The sequence below is a fragment of the Microbulbifer litoralis genome, from assembly GCF_023634065.1.
Taxonomy (GTDB): domain Bacteria; phylum Pseudomonadota; class Gammaproteobacteria; order Pseudomonadales; family Cellvibrionaceae; genus Microbulbifer; species Microbulbifer litoralis.
Genome location: NZ_JALKCV010000004.1, coordinates 292,585 through 307,030, shown reverse-complemented (window position 1 = coordinate 307,030; position 14,446 = coordinate 292,585). Strand labels below are relative to the sequence as shown.

13 protein-coding genes are annotated in these 14,446 nt (G+C 56.3%); 7 read left to right on the top strand and 6 right to left on the bottom strand.

The window, feature by feature from the left end:
* The first annotated feature begins 1 nt into the window (after position 1).
* The 7 genes from MWN76_RS08750 to MWN76_RS08720 all read left to right on the top strand — a co-directional run bounded on the left by MWN76_RS08750 (position 2) and on the right by MWN76_RS08720 (position 5,936).
* Positions 2 to 778, top strand: coding sequence for an SDR family NAD(P)-dependent oxidoreductase (locus MWN76_RS08750; protein ID WP_250461018.1), 777 nt, complete (start codon positions 2 to 4; stop codon positions 776 to 778).
* Entirely contained in the window at positions 778 to 2,130 is a 1,353-nt protein-coding gene (locus MWN76_RS08745; protein ID WP_250461017.1) for an NAD(P)/FAD-dependent oxidoreductase, read from the top strand. Before MWN76_RS08750 ends, MWN76_RS08745 begins: the two co-directional genes overlap by 1 nt.
* Positions 2,105 to 2,887, top strand: coding sequence for a DUF1365 domain-containing protein (locus MWN76_RS08740; protein ID WP_250461016.1), 783 nt, complete (start codon positions 2,105 to 2,107; stop codon positions 2,885 to 2,887). The genes MWN76_RS08745 and MWN76_RS08740 overlap by 26 nt, the downstream gene beginning before the upstream one ends.
* Positions 2,884 to 4,161 (top strand): SAM-dependent methyltransferase, encoded by a 1,278-nt coding sequence (locus tag MWN76_RS08735; RefSeq protein WP_250461015.1) that lies wholly within the window; start codon positions 2,884 to 2,886, stop codon positions 4,159 to 4,161. The genes MWN76_RS08740 and MWN76_RS08735 overlap by 4 nt, the downstream gene beginning before the upstream one ends.
* Position 4,162: 1 nt before the next feature.
* Positions 4,163 to 4,681 (top strand): DUF2878 domain-containing protein, encoded by a 519-nt coding sequence (locus MWN76_RS08730; protein WP_250461014.1) that lies wholly within the window; start codon positions 4,163 to 4,165, stop codon positions 4,679 to 4,681.
* On the top strand, positions 4,674 to 5,357 hold the full coding sequence (locus MWN76_RS08725) for a hypothetical protein (RefSeq protein ID WP_250461013.1): 684 nt from the start codon (positions 4,674 to 4,676) through the stop codon (positions 5,355 to 5,357). Before MWN76_RS08730 ends, MWN76_RS08725 begins: the two co-directional genes overlap by 8 nt.
* Positions 5,358 to 5,540: 183 nt before the next feature.
* Positions 5,541 to 5,936, top strand: a complete 396-nt coding sequence (locus tag MWN76_RS08720) for a glycine zipper family protein (RefSeq protein ID WP_250461012.1) — start codon at positions 5,541 to 5,543, stop codon at positions 5,934 to 5,936.
* A gap of 195 nt (positions 5,937 to 6,131) precedes the next feature.
* Here MWN76_RS08720 and MWN76_RS08715 read toward each other — a convergent pair whose 3' ends face one another.
* From MWN76_RS08715 to putA, 6 genes are all read right to left on the bottom strand, one after another.
* Positions 6,132 to 6,737, bottom strand: coding sequence for a YdeI/OmpD-associated family protein (locus MWN76_RS08715; RefSeq protein WP_250461011.1), 606 nt, complete (start codon positions 6,735 to 6,737; stop codon positions 6,132 to 6,134).
* Between the two features lie 328 nt (positions 6,738 to 7,065).
* Positions 7,066 to 7,746, bottom strand: a complete 681-nt coding sequence (locus MWN76_RS08710; RefSeq protein ID WP_250461010.1) for an MBL fold metallo-hydrolase — start codon at positions 7,744 to 7,746, stop codon at positions 7,066 to 7,068.
* 221 nt (positions 7,747 to 7,967) lie between these two features.
* A complete protein-coding gene (locus MWN76_RS08705; protein ID WP_250461009.1) occupies positions 7,968 to 8,501 on the bottom strand; it encodes a GNAT family N-acetyltransferase in 534 nt (177 codons plus the stop codon).
* A gap of 488 nt (positions 8,502 to 8,989) precedes the next feature.
* The gene (locus tag MWN76_RS08700; RefSeq protein ID WP_250461008.1) at positions 8,990 to 10,099 is read right to left on the bottom strand and encodes a PIN domain-containing protein; all 1,110 of its coding nucleotides are present in this window, start codon (positions 10,097 to 10,099) and stop codon (positions 8,990 to 8,992) included.
* A 153-nt stretch (positions 10,100 to 10,252) separates the two neighbouring features.
* Complete coding sequence (locus tag MWN76_RS08695; RefSeq protein WP_250461007.1) at positions 10,253 to 10,825, bottom strand: hypothetical protein; 573 nt, start codon at positions 10,823 to 10,825, stop codon at positions 10,253 to 10,255.
* Between the two features lie 425 nt (positions 10,826 to 11,250).
* Complete coding sequence (putA, locus tag MWN76_RS08690; RefSeq protein ID WP_250461006.1) at positions 11,251 to 14,409, bottom strand: bifunctional proline dehydrogenase/L-glutamate gamma-semialdehyde dehydrogenase PutA; 3,159 nt, start codon at positions 14,407 to 14,409, stop codon at positions 11,251 to 11,253.
* Between the last annotated feature and the right edge of the window lie 37 nt (positions 14,410 to 14,446).

Below are 14,446 nucleotides of genomic sequence, written 5' to 3'. Positions count from 1 at the left end.
TATGGATGAAATCCGGGACAAATCCATCTGGATTACCGGCGCCAGCTCGGGTATCGGTCGCGCGCTCGTGTGCCGCCTGGCGGCGCGCAATAACTTTATCGTCATCAGCAGTCGCAGTCGGGGCAAACTGCTGGAGTTACAGAAAATCGCCCCGCAGCGGATCCGGGTGCTGGACTGCGATGTGGGGGACAGCGAGGACATGGCGCGCGCCGCCCGCGAGCTGGCGGGGCTGACCGACCAGCTGGACCTGGTGATCGCCGGCGCCGGCGTCTGCGAATATGACGATGACCTGCAACTGGACACTGCCAGCTACCGGCGGGTCTTCGATGTGAACTTCTTCGGCGCGGTCAACACTCTGCGCTGTGCACTGCCGCTGCTGGCCGGCAGCAGGGCGCCACAGTTTGCGGCGGTGGGCAGCCTGTCTTCGGTGGTGGGTTTTCCCCGCGCCGAGGCCTACGGCGCTTCCAAGGCTGCGCTGGCCTATTTTCTCGACGCGGTGCGGGCGGATACGTCACAGGTAGCGTTGCAGGTAGCCCATATCCGGCCCGGCTTTATCGATACGCCGCTGACCGAAAGCAACGACTTTGCCATGCCGTTCCTTATGTCGCCGGAGCAGGCCGCCGAGCGGATCGAGCGCGGCCTCGCGCGGCGGCATCACACCATCGATTTTCCCCGCCGGCTGAGTTGGCCGCTGCGGTTGCTCGCCTTCTTCCGCCCGCTGTGGTTCCGCCTCTGCGCGCCACGGCTGACCCGTATCCATTCATTGAGGAATCGCTGATGCGCATCGCCATTGTCGGTAGTGGCATAGCCGGGCTCACCGCCGCCTACCTGCTGAACAGGCAACACGAGATCACCCTGTTCGAAGCGCGCGATCGTCTCGGTGGCCATACCGCCACCGTGGACGTGGAGGAAGAAGGCCGGCAACTGGCTGTGGACACCGGCTTTATCGTCTTCAATGACTGGACCTATCCCAACTTCATCGAACTGATGCGAAGACTGGGGGTACAGTCCCAACCCACGGACATGGGATTCAGCGTCTGTTCCGACCGGGATGCCTCCGAGTATGCCGGCAATAACCTCAACAGCCTGTTTGCCTGTCGCAGCAACCTGTTCAGTGTCGGCCACTGGCGCATGTTGCGGGACATCGTCCGTTTCAACCGCAGTGCAGTGGACGACTGGCACAGTGGCCGCCTGGACGACCGCGTTACCCTGGGCCAATACCTGCAGCAGAACGGCTATTCGCAAGAGTTTGCGGATCGTTATCTCGTTCCCATGGGCTCGGCCATCTGGTCTGCCAGTGCACGGCAGATGAAGAATTTCTCTGTGGGCTTTTTCGTCCGCTTTTTCTTCAACCACGGTTTGCTGAATATCACCAACCAGCCGCAGTGGCGGGTGATCCGCGGCGGCTCGCGGGAATATATCGGTCCATTGGTGGAGCGCTTCGCCGACCGTATTCACCTGTCGACACCGGTCGAGCGGGTGTCGCGCAGTGCGGACGGGGCGACAGTGCGCACCGCATCGGGCCGCGAGCTGACTTTCGATGCGGTCGTGTTCGCCTGTCACTCGGACCAGGCGCTGCGTTGCCTGTCGGATCCCAGTGATGCCGAGAACGACGTCCTCGGCGCGATTCCGTATGCCGGCAACTCGGTAGTGTTGCACACCGATACGCGGCTGCTGCCGCGCCGCCGGCGGAGCTGGGCCAGTTGGAACTATCGCCTGCAGGACATTGACGACGGCGATCGGCAACCGGTGCTCACCTACAACATGAATATCCTGCAGCGGCTCGAGTGTGAGAAAACCTACTGCGTCACGCTCAACGCCGACGGTGCCATTGATCCGGACAAGATACTGCAGCGTTTCGAGTACGCCCACCCGCAATTCTCTGTCGAGGGCATGCGGGCCCAGCAACGCTGGCATACCGTCAACGGTGTCAACCGCACCTGGTATTGCGGTGCCTACTGGGCCAACGGCTTTCACGAAGATGGCGTCAACAGCGCGCTGCGTGTAGCGCGGGAATTCGGGGTACCGCTGAACGGCTTCCAGCTGGACCGCGATGGCGCTACCGGAGACGCCTCTGACAGGGGAGCAGTGAAGGAGGTCGGCCTTGCCGCTGCACAGCGCCATCTATAGCGGCTGGGTCCAGCACCGCCGCCGGGCACCCCGCGACCACGCTTTTCGCTACCGGGTATTCATGGTGTACCTGGATCTGGCGGAGCTGGATCGGGTTCTGGCGCTGACGCCGTTCTGGTCGCGCAGCCGCTGGGCTCCTGCGCGCTTTCGCCGCGAGGATTTCTTTGGAGATCCGGCGCTCAGCCTCGATGAAGCCGTGCGCCGCCGTGTGGCGGAGCAGGGCGGCGAGCGCCCGACGGGCCCCATTCGCATGCTCGCCAACTGGCGTTACTTCGGAATCAACATGAATCCCATCAGCCTCTATTACTGTTTCGACGACAGTGGAGAGCGGGTGCGCTGGATACTGCTCGACGTGCACAATACGCCCTGGAATGAACGACACGGCTACCTGCTGGATTGCCGCGGCGCGGCGCGGGTACAGCGTGCCGATTTCGGCAAGGATTTCCATGTCTCGCCGTTTATGCCCATGCAGCAGCACTATCGCTGGCGCAGTACCGAGCCGGGCGTCCGACTGACGGCCTTGTTGCAGAACCTCGAAGGCGGTCGGCGGGTATTCGACGCCACCCTGAGCCTGCGGCGCAGGGAGCTCAGTGCCGCCACTCTCAACGTGATATTGATCCGCTATCCGCTGATGACCGTAAAAATCATCACAGCCATCTATTGGCAGGCATTCAAGTTGTGGCTCAAGCGCGTACCGGTATTTTCCCATCCGGGGCCGACTGGCAGCGGAGCCGATGCAGGAGAACAGCGCCGATGAAATCGATCGACGAAAACCTTTCACTGCCGACTCTGTCGGAACCGTCGCAGGAAAAGCCACAGGGTTGGTTTTATCGCCTGGCCCGCCGGTTGGTCCTGGGCAAGCTCGAGGCGATCGAACGCGGTCACCTGGTGGTGCAGGAGCCGGACCAGTACTTCACCTTCGGTGAGCCGGAGGAGAGCGCCGATGTCTGTGCCCATATCCGTGTGCACGACTACAGCACCTATGTACAGGTGCTGTTGAACGGGACTATCGGTTCCGGGGAGGCCTATATGCAGGGCGCCTGGAGTTCGCCGGACCTGGTCAGTGTCGTTCGCCTGATGGTCGGCAACATGGCGCTGCTGGAGAATATGGATTCCCGCTGGAGTACCGCCGGCAAGGCAGTGCTGCGATTGCTGCACCGGATGAACGCCAACAGCCGCAGCGGTTCCCGGCGGAATATCGCCGCACACTACGATCTCGGCAACGACTTTTTCCGCCTGTTCCTGGATGACACCATGCTGTACTCGGCCGCGGTATTTCCGCGCCCGGACGCCAGCCTGTACGACGCATCTTTGCACAAGCTGGAGAAGATCTGCAGCAGGCTGCAACTGAAACCGACCGATCACCTGTTGGAAATCGGCACCGGCTGGGGCGCGTTGGCGATCCACGCGGCCAGGAATTACGGCTGCCGCGTGACCACCACCACCATCTCCCGCGAACAGTATGAACACGCCCGTGCCTGGGTGGAGCGCGAGGGCCTGCAGGACAGGATCACACTGCTGCTGAAGGATTACCGAGACCTGGAAGGTGAGTACGACAAGCTCGTCTCCATCGAAATGATCGAGGCAGTGGGCCACGAATATCACCGCGAGTTTTTCTCCCGCTGCAGTGGGTTACTGAAGGAAGATGGCCTGATGGTCATGCAGGCCATCACCATTCAGGATCAGCGCTACCACAGTTACCGCAGGCAGGTGGACTTTATCCAACGGCATATTTTTCCCGGCGGTTGCCTGCCATCCAACCAGGTGATTGCCGATCATATTGCGGAAAATACCGATATGCAGGTGGTCGGCCTGGAGGATATCACCCGCCACTACGCCCGTACCCTGAACGCCTGGCGACGGGCATTCTTCGCCAATATCGAAGTGGTGCGAGAGCAGGGGTTTGACGACCGTTTTATCAATATGTGGGATTTCTATCTCTGCTATTGCGAGGGGGGATTCCTGGAACGCGTCATCAGTACTGCCCAGTTCGTATTCGCCAAGCCCCGCTGCCTCAGTGCCGAATTCTGAAATGGCGCGGGCGATCGTCAGCGGCGTATTGTTCCAGGCAGCCTGGCTGGTGTGTGTGTTGGCCGGTAGCCTGGCCATTGTGCTGGCATACACGGCCGCAAATCTGTTTGTGCATCTGCGATTTATCGCGATTCTACCGCGGGAGTCATCCTGGCTACTACTGGTGACCGGCAGCGGGATACTGCTCGATACGGTGGCCTTTCAGAGCGGCCTGCTTGTCAATGCCGATGGGTCGTCCTGGCCGCCCGGCTGGCTGTTGTGCCTGTGGTTGAACTTTGCGATGGCTCTGCGCTACTGCTTCGCATTCCTGCAGAAAAACCTGTTGCTGGCGGGCGCACTGGGGGCCTTTGCCGGGCCATCCAGCTATTTTACCGGCGCACTGCTAAACGGGAACGTGCAGTTGGCGCAGCCCCTGTTCCTGTCTCTGCCAATACTGTCGCTGATCTGGGCGACGCTTTTACCATTCCTGGCATACCTCGCACGGGGCGATTGGTTTGGCAAGGTGAGTCAACATGCTTGAATTGATGGTGGCGCTGGCCTTCAGTGGTGCCGGCTGCGGTTACGAAGGCGCGGTGTACGCCGAGGGCAGGGCGGTCGACCCCGCTAGCGGCGAGTTGGTCTACTGCGAGTATCACCTGCCCGCAGCGGACGATGGGCGGCGAGTGCTCTACTACAGCGCGGCCGGGCACCGTATCGCCGAAAAGACGCTGCGAGGTATTGACTCTTCGCTGCCGGAAGTGAAACAGAACGATTTCCGGCACGGCGAACAGAGGAAGATCACGCGTGTCGGCACGCAACTGAGCCTGCAATACCGGGAGTCAGGGAAGGCTGCCCTGGAGAGCGAGCGGTTGCCGTTGCGGGAACTGGAGGTTGCCGATGCGGGCTTCGATCACTTCGTGCGTGAGCACTGGGGCGATCTCGTTGCCGGCGAACCGGTGCGTTTTGATTTTGCCTCCCCCGTGCACGGTCGCGCGATTACCCTGCGGGCGCAACAATCTCCATGTCCGCAAGGGCAATCCGACGCACTCTGCCTGAGAGTGGAACCGGCCGCGGCCCTGCTGCGCCTGTTTGCCGGCGAACTCAACCTGGTCTATAGCCTGGGGACCCGGCGCCTGCAGGTTTTCGAAGGCGTCGTCAATCTGCTGGATGATCGCGGCGACAACCAGACGTTGCGTATTCGCTATCGCTATCCCTGACACGCCTGGCGCCAACTGCGCCCTCCCGCCCAATAATACCAATCAGTCACAATTTTCCCTTGTCACGACTGGCACGTAACTCTACGAGCAGCTAAACCTAATGAGGAACGAGGCGACATTTTCGCAGTGAGACGCTGCGGCAGATGGGGACCTCTCGGTAATCAGAGCAAAGAGGTGCTGCAGATGAAATCAGCAATAGCGGCCGCTGTGGGCCTGAGCGCCACCATGCTGTTTGGCTGCGCGACGCAGCAGGAGCAGGTGCCCGGAGCGGGCGGAATCGTAATCGACACCTACGGCGTCAACCTGACCCAATACCAGCGGGACCTGACGGATTGCAAGGGCCTGTCCTACGCGGCCCGCTCCGATGAAGGGCGCCGCGGTGTGACCCGCGCTGCCGGCGGTGCACTGCTGGGCGGTGCGCTGGGTGCGATTATCGGCGATACCAGCAGCGCCGCCGCCGCGGGCGCCGGTGCCGGCGCCGTGCTGGGCGGTGTTTCCGGTGTGACCAGCGCACACTCCGAAGCGGGCCGTATCACCAGAAACTGTCTGCGTGGTCGCGGATATCGCGTACTAAATTGATCTTTTTCCGATCGCTGGGGTCAAAGAATCAACCGACCTGTTGATATTCGGCAATCTCACAGGACTTGGCTTGAGCCGGGCAATCGCCCGGCTCTTTTTTTGGGCGGGAGAGCTGTTGTCAGGAGCGGGCTTTGTGCTCGCCCACTGGCGTCGCGTCGGTAGCCTGAATCGTGTGCCGGGTGCAGTAGCTCACAACTACCGATCATTCAACCCTTTTCCATCGAGAATTTTCTGTCGGCACTTTTCAACCCGAGAAGTGCGGGTACTGGATTGTTTAGCCGCGGAAAAATGTAGCAGGTAGCCCCGTTGGCGCCCGGGTGTCAATGCCTCAAAGGCGGACTTCAGTTCCGGATCCTCCTTCATCTTCTTTTGAAACTCCTCGGGAACATTGAAATCCTCCGTCTTCTTGAAGTCTACTGTAAGGCCGGACTTCTCTACCTGGATTGCCTGGTTGATATAGCTCTTGAGGGCGGGCGCCATCTTCTCGATTTGCCGAGAGCTGGTAAACCGTATCTGCCGTGCAGACTGCGTATTTTCTGTCTGTGCCACCAGGATACCATCGGGATCCTCCAAGAGTGCCCCCTTCATAAACAACAGTGCACAGTAGTCCTTGAAACCGTGCATCAGAAATACATTCTTACCGTCGAGGGAGTAGCAGGGCTTGCCCCACTTCAGGTGCTCTGAAAGTGGAGAGTCGAGCGCGATCCGCCGTAGCGATTCATACTCTTTCTGCCAACTCTTGGCATTTTCGATAAAGGCATCAACTTTGGGCGATGCTTTTTCCGGGATGTGTTTACTCATGTTTGTATCACCAATTCAGGGAGCGGAAATGTGTCGGTATCGTTCGTTAATCAGCGGTTTTTTGCACATTGGATTCACCGCCGTGCCAACGGCGGTACTTGGCGAAATTACAGTACAATTATTAGTTGTCTCAAAATTTTTTGACCAAAACTACTTGTCGTAGTCGTCATCCCAGACTCGATCCGGGATCCAGCGAAGGTGTTCCGGCGCTTTGGATTCCGGATCGAGTCCGGAATGACGACTCAAGCGAGTGAATGTAGTGTTTAAAGCTATTGAAGAATTATGGATAACTGTCAATACAATTATGAAACCCTCAATAAACACGGTGTTAAACATCCTTATCAATCACTGTTAGAGTTCTTTCAATAAACCAGATAAATGCTTTCTCTGGTATGAAGTCGGCTTTGTCTTCCAGGTTAAACTTATCCAAAATAATGTTTATTTGTGCATCATTCTTAATCTCGATTGCCGTCATGCCGTCATTTTTCAACTTTCTTACTCTTGACACCCAGTCCAAAGTGTTTTTCCGAAATGCTCGGAGTTCGGATTTTCTCGTCGGTTTACCGTGTCCAGGGACAATGATGCTGTCGTCATTTCCGAGCTTCAGGATTGCTTCAATTGCCTTTCTGAAACCGGATAATCCTCCGGAATAAAACGTTGGATGCCAGCTGGTGTCATAAATATCACCAACAAAGATGCTGTTACTTTTCTGATGGAAAAAAACTTTATCCTCAGTGGTATGAGATTCTACCAGAAAGCCGTGAATTTCTTTGATTTTTGTCACGTCATAAAGAAGTGTGCTTCCTTTTTTGATAAAGTAAGCATTCCCGCCTGAATGATCACTGTGTTCGTGCGTATTTAATATAAATTTAACGGGTCCATCAACCAGGTCTTTTACAGCATTATTTAAAACATCCAGGTTTTCATTCCCCGGCATAGGATCTATTAAAACAATTCCCCTTGTGGTTTTTAACAGTCCAATATTTGTTCCATAATCGGTATGTTTCAATATAAATGCTTCCTTGGAAAGTTCGGTTACAAAAAATATTTGCCGAGCTTGATCCGCATACTGTGGAGTAGATCGTGGCGATAAGGAATAATATCAGCTTCATGAATAACCCTTTTTATGATAGGCGCTTATTTTTAGCGAGATTTTTACTTTTTTGAAGCTTGGGTGCTTAATGCCACCAACAGACGCGCCGCTTCTTGGCGCCGCCCTACCTGGTATTGTTAGACGCGATACTCTGGCGCCTCAAGCTTGTAATAAAGCTGTGTAAATGGATTGCCATTTAGCTCTCGTTCTTTTTCGTGAGATAGTATTGCGCCAAGATTCTCGACTGAGCGGCGAGATCGAATATTAGTTTTAGCGACATGAAACCAAACTGCCGCAGCCCATTTATAGATATGCCTAAGCATAAGATCTTTCAATTCCCGATTGGTGCCTGTTCCCCAGTGCTGTCGCTCGATAAAGGTGTAGCCAATTGAGACTTCCTTTGTGTCCGGCTTCCACTCATAGTATCGGCTGGAACCGATGATACGGCCGGTATCGTTCTCTTCTATTGCCAATGCACCACCGCTAGCCAGCGCGCTTTCGAAAAAGCGGGCTCGGAATATTTCGCGCTTATATCGCTCCGAATCAGGATGCAGTTCCCAAATTTTAGGATCAGATGCTACTTGATAGAGCGCTTCAAAATCACCCAGATCCAAGGGGCGAAGGTAAATAGTATTCCCTTTCAAGACTGGTTGTAGATCGATACTGTTCATTTGTTTCTCAATAAAGTGCGTGCCGAGTAGCTAGAAGCCATCACCGAATCCCAGTCCTCTAAGAACCGTACGTGCGGGTTTCCTCGCATACGGCTCAAGCCCCTCAAAGGCCATTGGACCCGACTGTAAAGCTCCGTCATTGATAACAATTAAGTGGACAACCTGAACTTGGCAAGATAACGTCGGTCAGCTTGCCGCCGGTGGCGTAAGCCGCGAACCAAGGTGCGTAATCTAATGAGGCTGGGTGTGCATGTCCAAGCTGCGGTGGCGTGCGGTATTACAAGTAAAGGCCCGTGGCGCAGTTCAAAAACACCCGGAATCAATCAGGCATTGTCAAATGACTACCTGAAGAAGGCCGGGTTGGCGACACTGCGCGACGGATGGATCAAGCTTCACTACTCTGATTGAAACGCCCTGTGCGGACCCGCATGCAGGGTGTTGTGGGGAGGGCGGGCTAAATACCCGTCCTTACCCGATTATGCGAAATCTCACTCGTAAAAGCTATCGCTCAGCTCCAACGTGCCGAAATTAATACTTTTTATTGGATCTAATACTTCTACCTCTTCAACAACTATGTTCGCGACATTATCAAGGTATCCAGAAATAGTAATGAGTAGGGAGGACACAAACGTCTCTGATGCCTCTGCAGTGACGGAATCCAAGCTTACATAGTCTTTATCCACGGAATCGAGAACTGACAAACTGAACTCCCCTTCAGCCCCAACAGTAATTTCCGCAACAGCCTCTGTCACGATCCATTCATGAGTAACTTCAACTATTCGGAATTTTTCATCGAGGAAATCAATGTTTTCAAACCAGCCGTGGGCCCCCTCTGGCTCCCAATAGAATTGGGACTCCGCGTACTGATTTGGGGTAAACCCATCTAATGCCGTATTAAGGGCGTCTGCAACCTTCTCTACAAATTCTGCTTCTGTTCCGTCCTTAAATAGAGTCTCTAATTCATCGATAAACGAAATAGCGGCTTTGGTGTGATTGAACTTATCCAATCCCGATGCCAGCTTTTCCTCGCAATCAATGCGAAGTGACTGCTCACAAAAAAGTCTCCAATCGCTGTCAGCCGAAACAGCGAGAACCTTCACCTCTTTTGCATCAGCCCATGCCTCTACTGCTAACAGTACAATCGCATCCGGAAATTCATTTTTCTTTTTCCCATATTCAGAGAAAGGTGGCTCATTGTCAAAATACCTTTTTAGTACGTCATTAATTGAAATAAAGTCATCGCACTGTATTTCTGTGGCCCGTACATCAGAGACGAACTGAGAATATCGAGCTTCGGCTAGCACCTTGGGGTCAGCGAACCCATCGACGATTTTGTTCACGTCAGCTAGCTCTTCATCACTTGCAAAGACATACTTACCTGCATCATTAACAGCTTTGCTCAATGTGCTTTGTGATGTCCGAATTCTTTTCTCCAAATGCGAGAGGAGTTCGTTTTTGATGACATCAGGGATAAGAATGGCTACCGGGCTATCCTTAAATTGCTTAAGCGTTCCCAATATTCCAGAGTCAAGTCGCAATCCGTGACTTTCAAATATGGATGTGTCGATCAGAATTGCATCATGGTCTTTAGGTGGCATTTCGTAGAACCTTATCCCCAATATTTCGCATAACAGTTAACGCCCAGCGCAGGCGCAGCCAGCGCGGAGCGCATTTTGTGTTAATGTTTGAGCGCCAGCGAGTAACACAAAAGGTGCGTAGCGTTGGCTGTCGCTCTGCCGCTGTTTGTTATGCTATACAGCGGGTTCGGCGGTCTTAGATGCTGATGGTTTAGAATCTGTATCACCTTTTTTTGAAAGCTTGATATCCACACTATTAATAATTTTATTGAGAATTGCAGTAGAAAAATCACTACCGGGATGCCCAGGGATTGGGCTTTCTATTTTATCTTTTTTAGTTGATTTTTCAGGGAACTGGAAGGCACCATCAGTAAGTGACTCCCGAACTTCAGACTGGTATCCAGGAGTGTTATTACTACCGGCGACACGAATCCGCATAAATCCCACTACAAAATGTTCTATTTTTGACTTTTCATTAATATGCAGCCTGTAAATCGCCATCAAAATACTGAATGTAAGTGTATAGATGGCTAGAAAGACATACAAAAATGCGTCCGGAATATTTAACGTTGACTCGCTTTTTATCGAAAGAAGCGGCAAGAGAAATGCGGAAACTAGTATCATTATCAATGTGACGGTAAGCATCATTACCACGCTGAGTATTCTGCTTGCAGAAGTAGAGTGATCCGCAGCAATCTTCTGGCTATCAGAAATTGCCCCATCAATATTTTCTAATTCGGTTTTCATCGTAAATCTCTCTTCTCAGCATAACAGTTATATCGCAGTCCTCACGACCGACAGCACTTTGAAACATATTCCCGGATATATTCGACGACACAATCGCCGCAATCCCTCGCGGGGTCAAGCTTCCCACAAATTTGGTTCACATGTACCAAATGGCGTATTCGGTCGCAGCGACTGATATCCACTATTTTCCACGGCCTTCCAGGTTACTGATCTGGTGGAAGATTATGCCGGAGTTTGGCGGCTGGTAAAAATATCGGTCGCCGGGGCCGAAATGTCGGTTGGGATTTGGTCACTTTTGGGGTTTGTCTGTTTTTTGATCTGCGTGGCTCAATCGTTGTTGTACCTGGCCCGCACAAACAAAAAGAGCGAGCCGATGGGCTCGCTCTTTTTGTGTTTGCCGCGCTATTGCGCGGCGATACCGCGGCTTACTCGCCCAGGGTAAACAGCTCGGTGTTGCCGCCGGTGGCCACGGTGTTGATGGTCTTGGTCTTTTCGTTGGCGAAGCGGAACAGGTAGTGGGGGCCGCCGGCTTTGGGGCCGGTGCCGGAGAGGCCCTGGCCGCCGAACGGGTTGACGCCGACCACGGCGCCGACCATATCGCGGTTGACGTAGGTGTTGCCCACATTCACGCGCTTGAATACGGCGCCGGCGCGACCTTCGATGCGGGAGTGCAGGCCGAAGGTCAGGCCGTAGCCGGTGGCGTTGATGCGGCGGATAACGTCTTCCAGTTCGCCGGCCTTGAAGCGCACCACGTGCAGGAAGGGGCCGAAGACTTCGCGTTTCAGTATGTCCAGATCCTCGATTTCCACCACCTGCGGGCCGAAGAAGGTACCGGTAGCGGGCTTTTTCTGTTCGTCGAAGGCGAACAGCGGCTTGGCTTCACGCTGCATGCGCTCGCGGTGCGCCTCGAGGATTTTCAGTGCCTTGTCGTCGATCACCGGGCCGATATCGGTCTCCAGTCTGGAGGGGTCGCCCAGGGTCAGTTCCTCGCAGGCGCCTTTCAGCATTTCCAGCAGGTTGTCGGCAATCACGTCCTGCACGCACAGGATGCGCAGTGCGGAGCAGCGCTGGCCGGCGCTCAGGAAAGCGGACTGGATCACGTCGTCCACCACTTGCTCTGGCAGGGCAGTGGAGTCGACGATCATCACATTCTGGCCACCGGTTTCGGCAATCAGCGGGGTGATGGGGCCGTCTTTGTCGGCCAGCTGTTTGTTGATCAGGCGTGCGGTTTCGGTGGAGCCGGTAAAGGCCACGCCGGACAGGCGCGGGTCTTCGATCAGCGGTGCGCCCACGGCGGCGCCGGTGCCGGTAATCAGGTGCAGCACTTTGGTAGGGACGCCGGCTTTGTGCATCAGTTCGATGGCGCGGGCGGCGATCAGTGGGGTCTGTTCGGCGGGCTTGGCCAGCACCGCGTTGCCCGATGCCAGGCCGGCGACCACTTGGCCAGTGAAGATGGCCAGCGGGAAGTTCCAGGGGCAGATGGCGGTAAAGACGCCGCGGCCGGTCAGCACCAGTTCGTTGCTCTCGCCGGTGGGGCCGGGCAGCTCCTCGGGAGCGCTGAAATGCTTGCGCGCGCCGTTGGCGTAGTAGCGGCAGAAGTCCACCGCCTCGCGCACCTCGCTGATGCCATCGTTCAGGGTGCGGCCGGCTTCCAGTGCGATCAGTGCGGTCAGGTCGTTCAGGTGTTCCTCGTACAGGTCGGCGACTTTGTCGAGAATCTTTGCGCGCGCATTGCCGCCCAGGCGGTCCCAGGCCACCTGGGCCTCGGTGGCGAGGGCATAGGCGGTGTCGATCTGTGCTTTGCTGGCGTCGGCGGTATAGCCAATCCGTTCGCCGGTGGCCGGGTTGTAGACGGGCTGGTCGGTCTCGCCCATGACGCCATCGATAATCGGGCCGCCGTGAAACTCCTTGCCGCGCATCTTTTCCACCGAGGCCAGCAGCGGTGCCACCGCAATCGGGTCGGTCAGTTCGATGCCGTGTGAGTTTTTCCGTGGCAGCGCCTCTTTACCCATGTAGATGTCCTCCGGTACCGGGATTTGTGGATGGCGATAGGGATTGCAGGCCTCGCTCTGTTCGAGGGTGTCCTGCACCAGTTCGTCGATGGGGGTTTTCTCGTCCATGAAGCGGTTGACGAACGAGCTGTTGGCACCGTTTTCGAGCAGGCGGCGCACCAGGTAGGGCAGCAGGTCCTTGTGCGCGCCCACGGGGGCGTAAACGCGCAGCGGCACGCGCTTGCCGTGCACCGCCTCCACTTGAGCGTAAAGGAGATGCCCCATGCCGTGCAGGCGCTGGAATTCGTAGCCGTCACTGTCGCCGGCCAGCTCGAGTACCAGGCCCACGGTGTAGGCATTGTGGGTGGCGAATTGCGGGTAGATGGCGTCGCGGTTATCCAGCAGTTTTTTGGTGCAGACCTGGTAGGAGAGGTCGGTGTGGCACTTGCGCGTGTAGACCGGGTAATCGCTCAGGCCGAACTGCTGGGCGAGTTTGATCTCGGTATCCCAGTAGGCGCCTTTGACCAGGCGCACCATGATCTTGCGGTCGGTGTCGCGGCCCAGGGCAACCAGCCAGTCCGCCACGTGTGGGGCGCGTTTCTGGTAGGCCTGCAGCACGAAGCCGAGACCCTGCCAGTCTTTCAGTTCCGGATCGCGCGCCAGGGCTTCGAAGATGTCCATGGAGACATCCAGGCGCTCGGCCTCTTCGGCGTCGATATTGAGCGCCATATCGTATTTGGCCGCGGCCGCGCACAGGCGCTTGGCCTGGGGCAGCAGTTCGTTCATGACCCGGTCGTGCTGCAGGGCGCTGTAGCGGGGGTGCAGGGCGGACAGTTTGATGGAGATGCCGTTGGCTTCCACCACGTCGCGCTTGTCGTTATGCCTGCCGATGGCCTCGATCGCGCTCATATAGGCTTCGAAGTAGCGCTCGGCATCCGCCATGGTGCGGGCGCCTTCGCCCAGCATGTCGAAGGAGAAGCGGGTGCCGGGCTGGTTCTCCGCCGGGCCGCGTTTCAGGGCCTCCCCGATGGTGCGGCCCAGGACATACTGGCCGCCCATGATCTTCATCGCCTGCAGCATGGAGGTGCGCACCATCGGCTCGCCCACGCGGCTGACCAGGCGCCTCATCAAGTGGGAGGGTTTCTCGGTGATATCCGGGTCCAGTTCGACGATATTGCCGGTCAGCATCAGGCCCCAGGTGGAGGCGTTGACGAACAGCGAGTCGGACTGGCCACGATGGCTGGCCCAGTTGCCGGAATGCACTTTTTCGGCGATCAGTTTGTCGGCAGTATCCGCATCCGGTACGCGCAGCAGGGATTCCGCCAGGCACATCAACGCCACGCCTTCCTTGTTGGACAGGCCGAACTGTTGCAGGAAGGCGTCCAGGGTGCCCCGCTGGCTGCGGTGCTGGCGCGAGTGCTGCACCAGCTCGCGGGAGGTTTTGAGAATCTTCTGGCGCAGTGAGTCACTGGGGCGCGGGGCTGTCAGCAGTTCGCTGACGCACTGGTTTTCGTCGGCATGTAGATACTGGCGGGCCCGCTGGCGGGCGCTGTGCAACTCTTTGGTGAGTTGGCCGGCGAATTGTGTCGACATATTGTCTCCCAAAAACTGTGTTTAGGACCAGGATAAA

Excerpts from the sequence above, each read along its gene's own strand:
- MWN76_RS08750 (WP_250461018.1), top strand. The coding sequence starts at position 2 with ATGGATGAAATCCGGGACAAATCCATCTGGATTACCGGCGCCAGCTCG.
- MWN76_RS08745 (WP_250461017.1), top strand. The coding sequence starts at position 778 with ATGCGCATCGCCATTGTCGGTAGTGGCATAGCCGGGCTCACCGCCGCC.
- MWN76_RS08735 (WP_250461015.1), top strand. The coding sequence starts at position 2,884 with ATGAAATCGATCGACGAAAACCTTTCACTGCCGACTCTGTCGGAACCG.
- MWN76_RS08730 (WP_250461014.1), top strand. The coding sequence starts at position 4,163 with ATGGCGCGGGCGATCGTCAGCGGCGTATTGTTCCAGGCAGCCTGGCTG.
- MWN76_RS08725 (WP_250461013.1), top strand. The coding sequence starts at position 4,674 with ATGCTTGAATTGATGGTGGCGCTGGCCTTCAGTGGTGCCGGCTGCGGT.
- MWN76_RS08720 (WP_250461012.1), top strand. The coding sequence starts at position 5,541 with ATGAAATCAGCAATAGCGGCCGCTGTGGGCCTGAGCGCCACCATGCTG.
- MWN76_RS08715 (WP_250461011.1), bottom strand. The coding sequence starts at position 6,737 with ATGAGTAAACACATCCCGGAAAAAGCATCGCCCAAAGTTGATGCCTTT.
- MWN76_RS08705 (WP_250461009.1), bottom strand. The coding sequence starts at position 8,501 with ATGAACAGTATCGATCTACAACCAGTCTTGAAAGGGAATACTATTTAC.
- MWN76_RS08700 (WP_250461008.1), bottom strand. The coding sequence starts at position 10,099 with ATGCCACCTAAAGACCATGATGCAATTCTGATCGACACATCCATATTT.
- MWN76_RS08695 (WP_250461007.1), bottom strand. The coding sequence starts at position 10,825 with ATGAAAACCGAATTAGAAAATATTGATGGGGCAATTTCTGATAGCCAG.
- putA (WP_250461006.1), bottom strand. The coding sequence starts at position 14,409 with ATGTCGACACAATTCGCCGGCCAACTCACCAAAGAGTTGCACAGCGCC.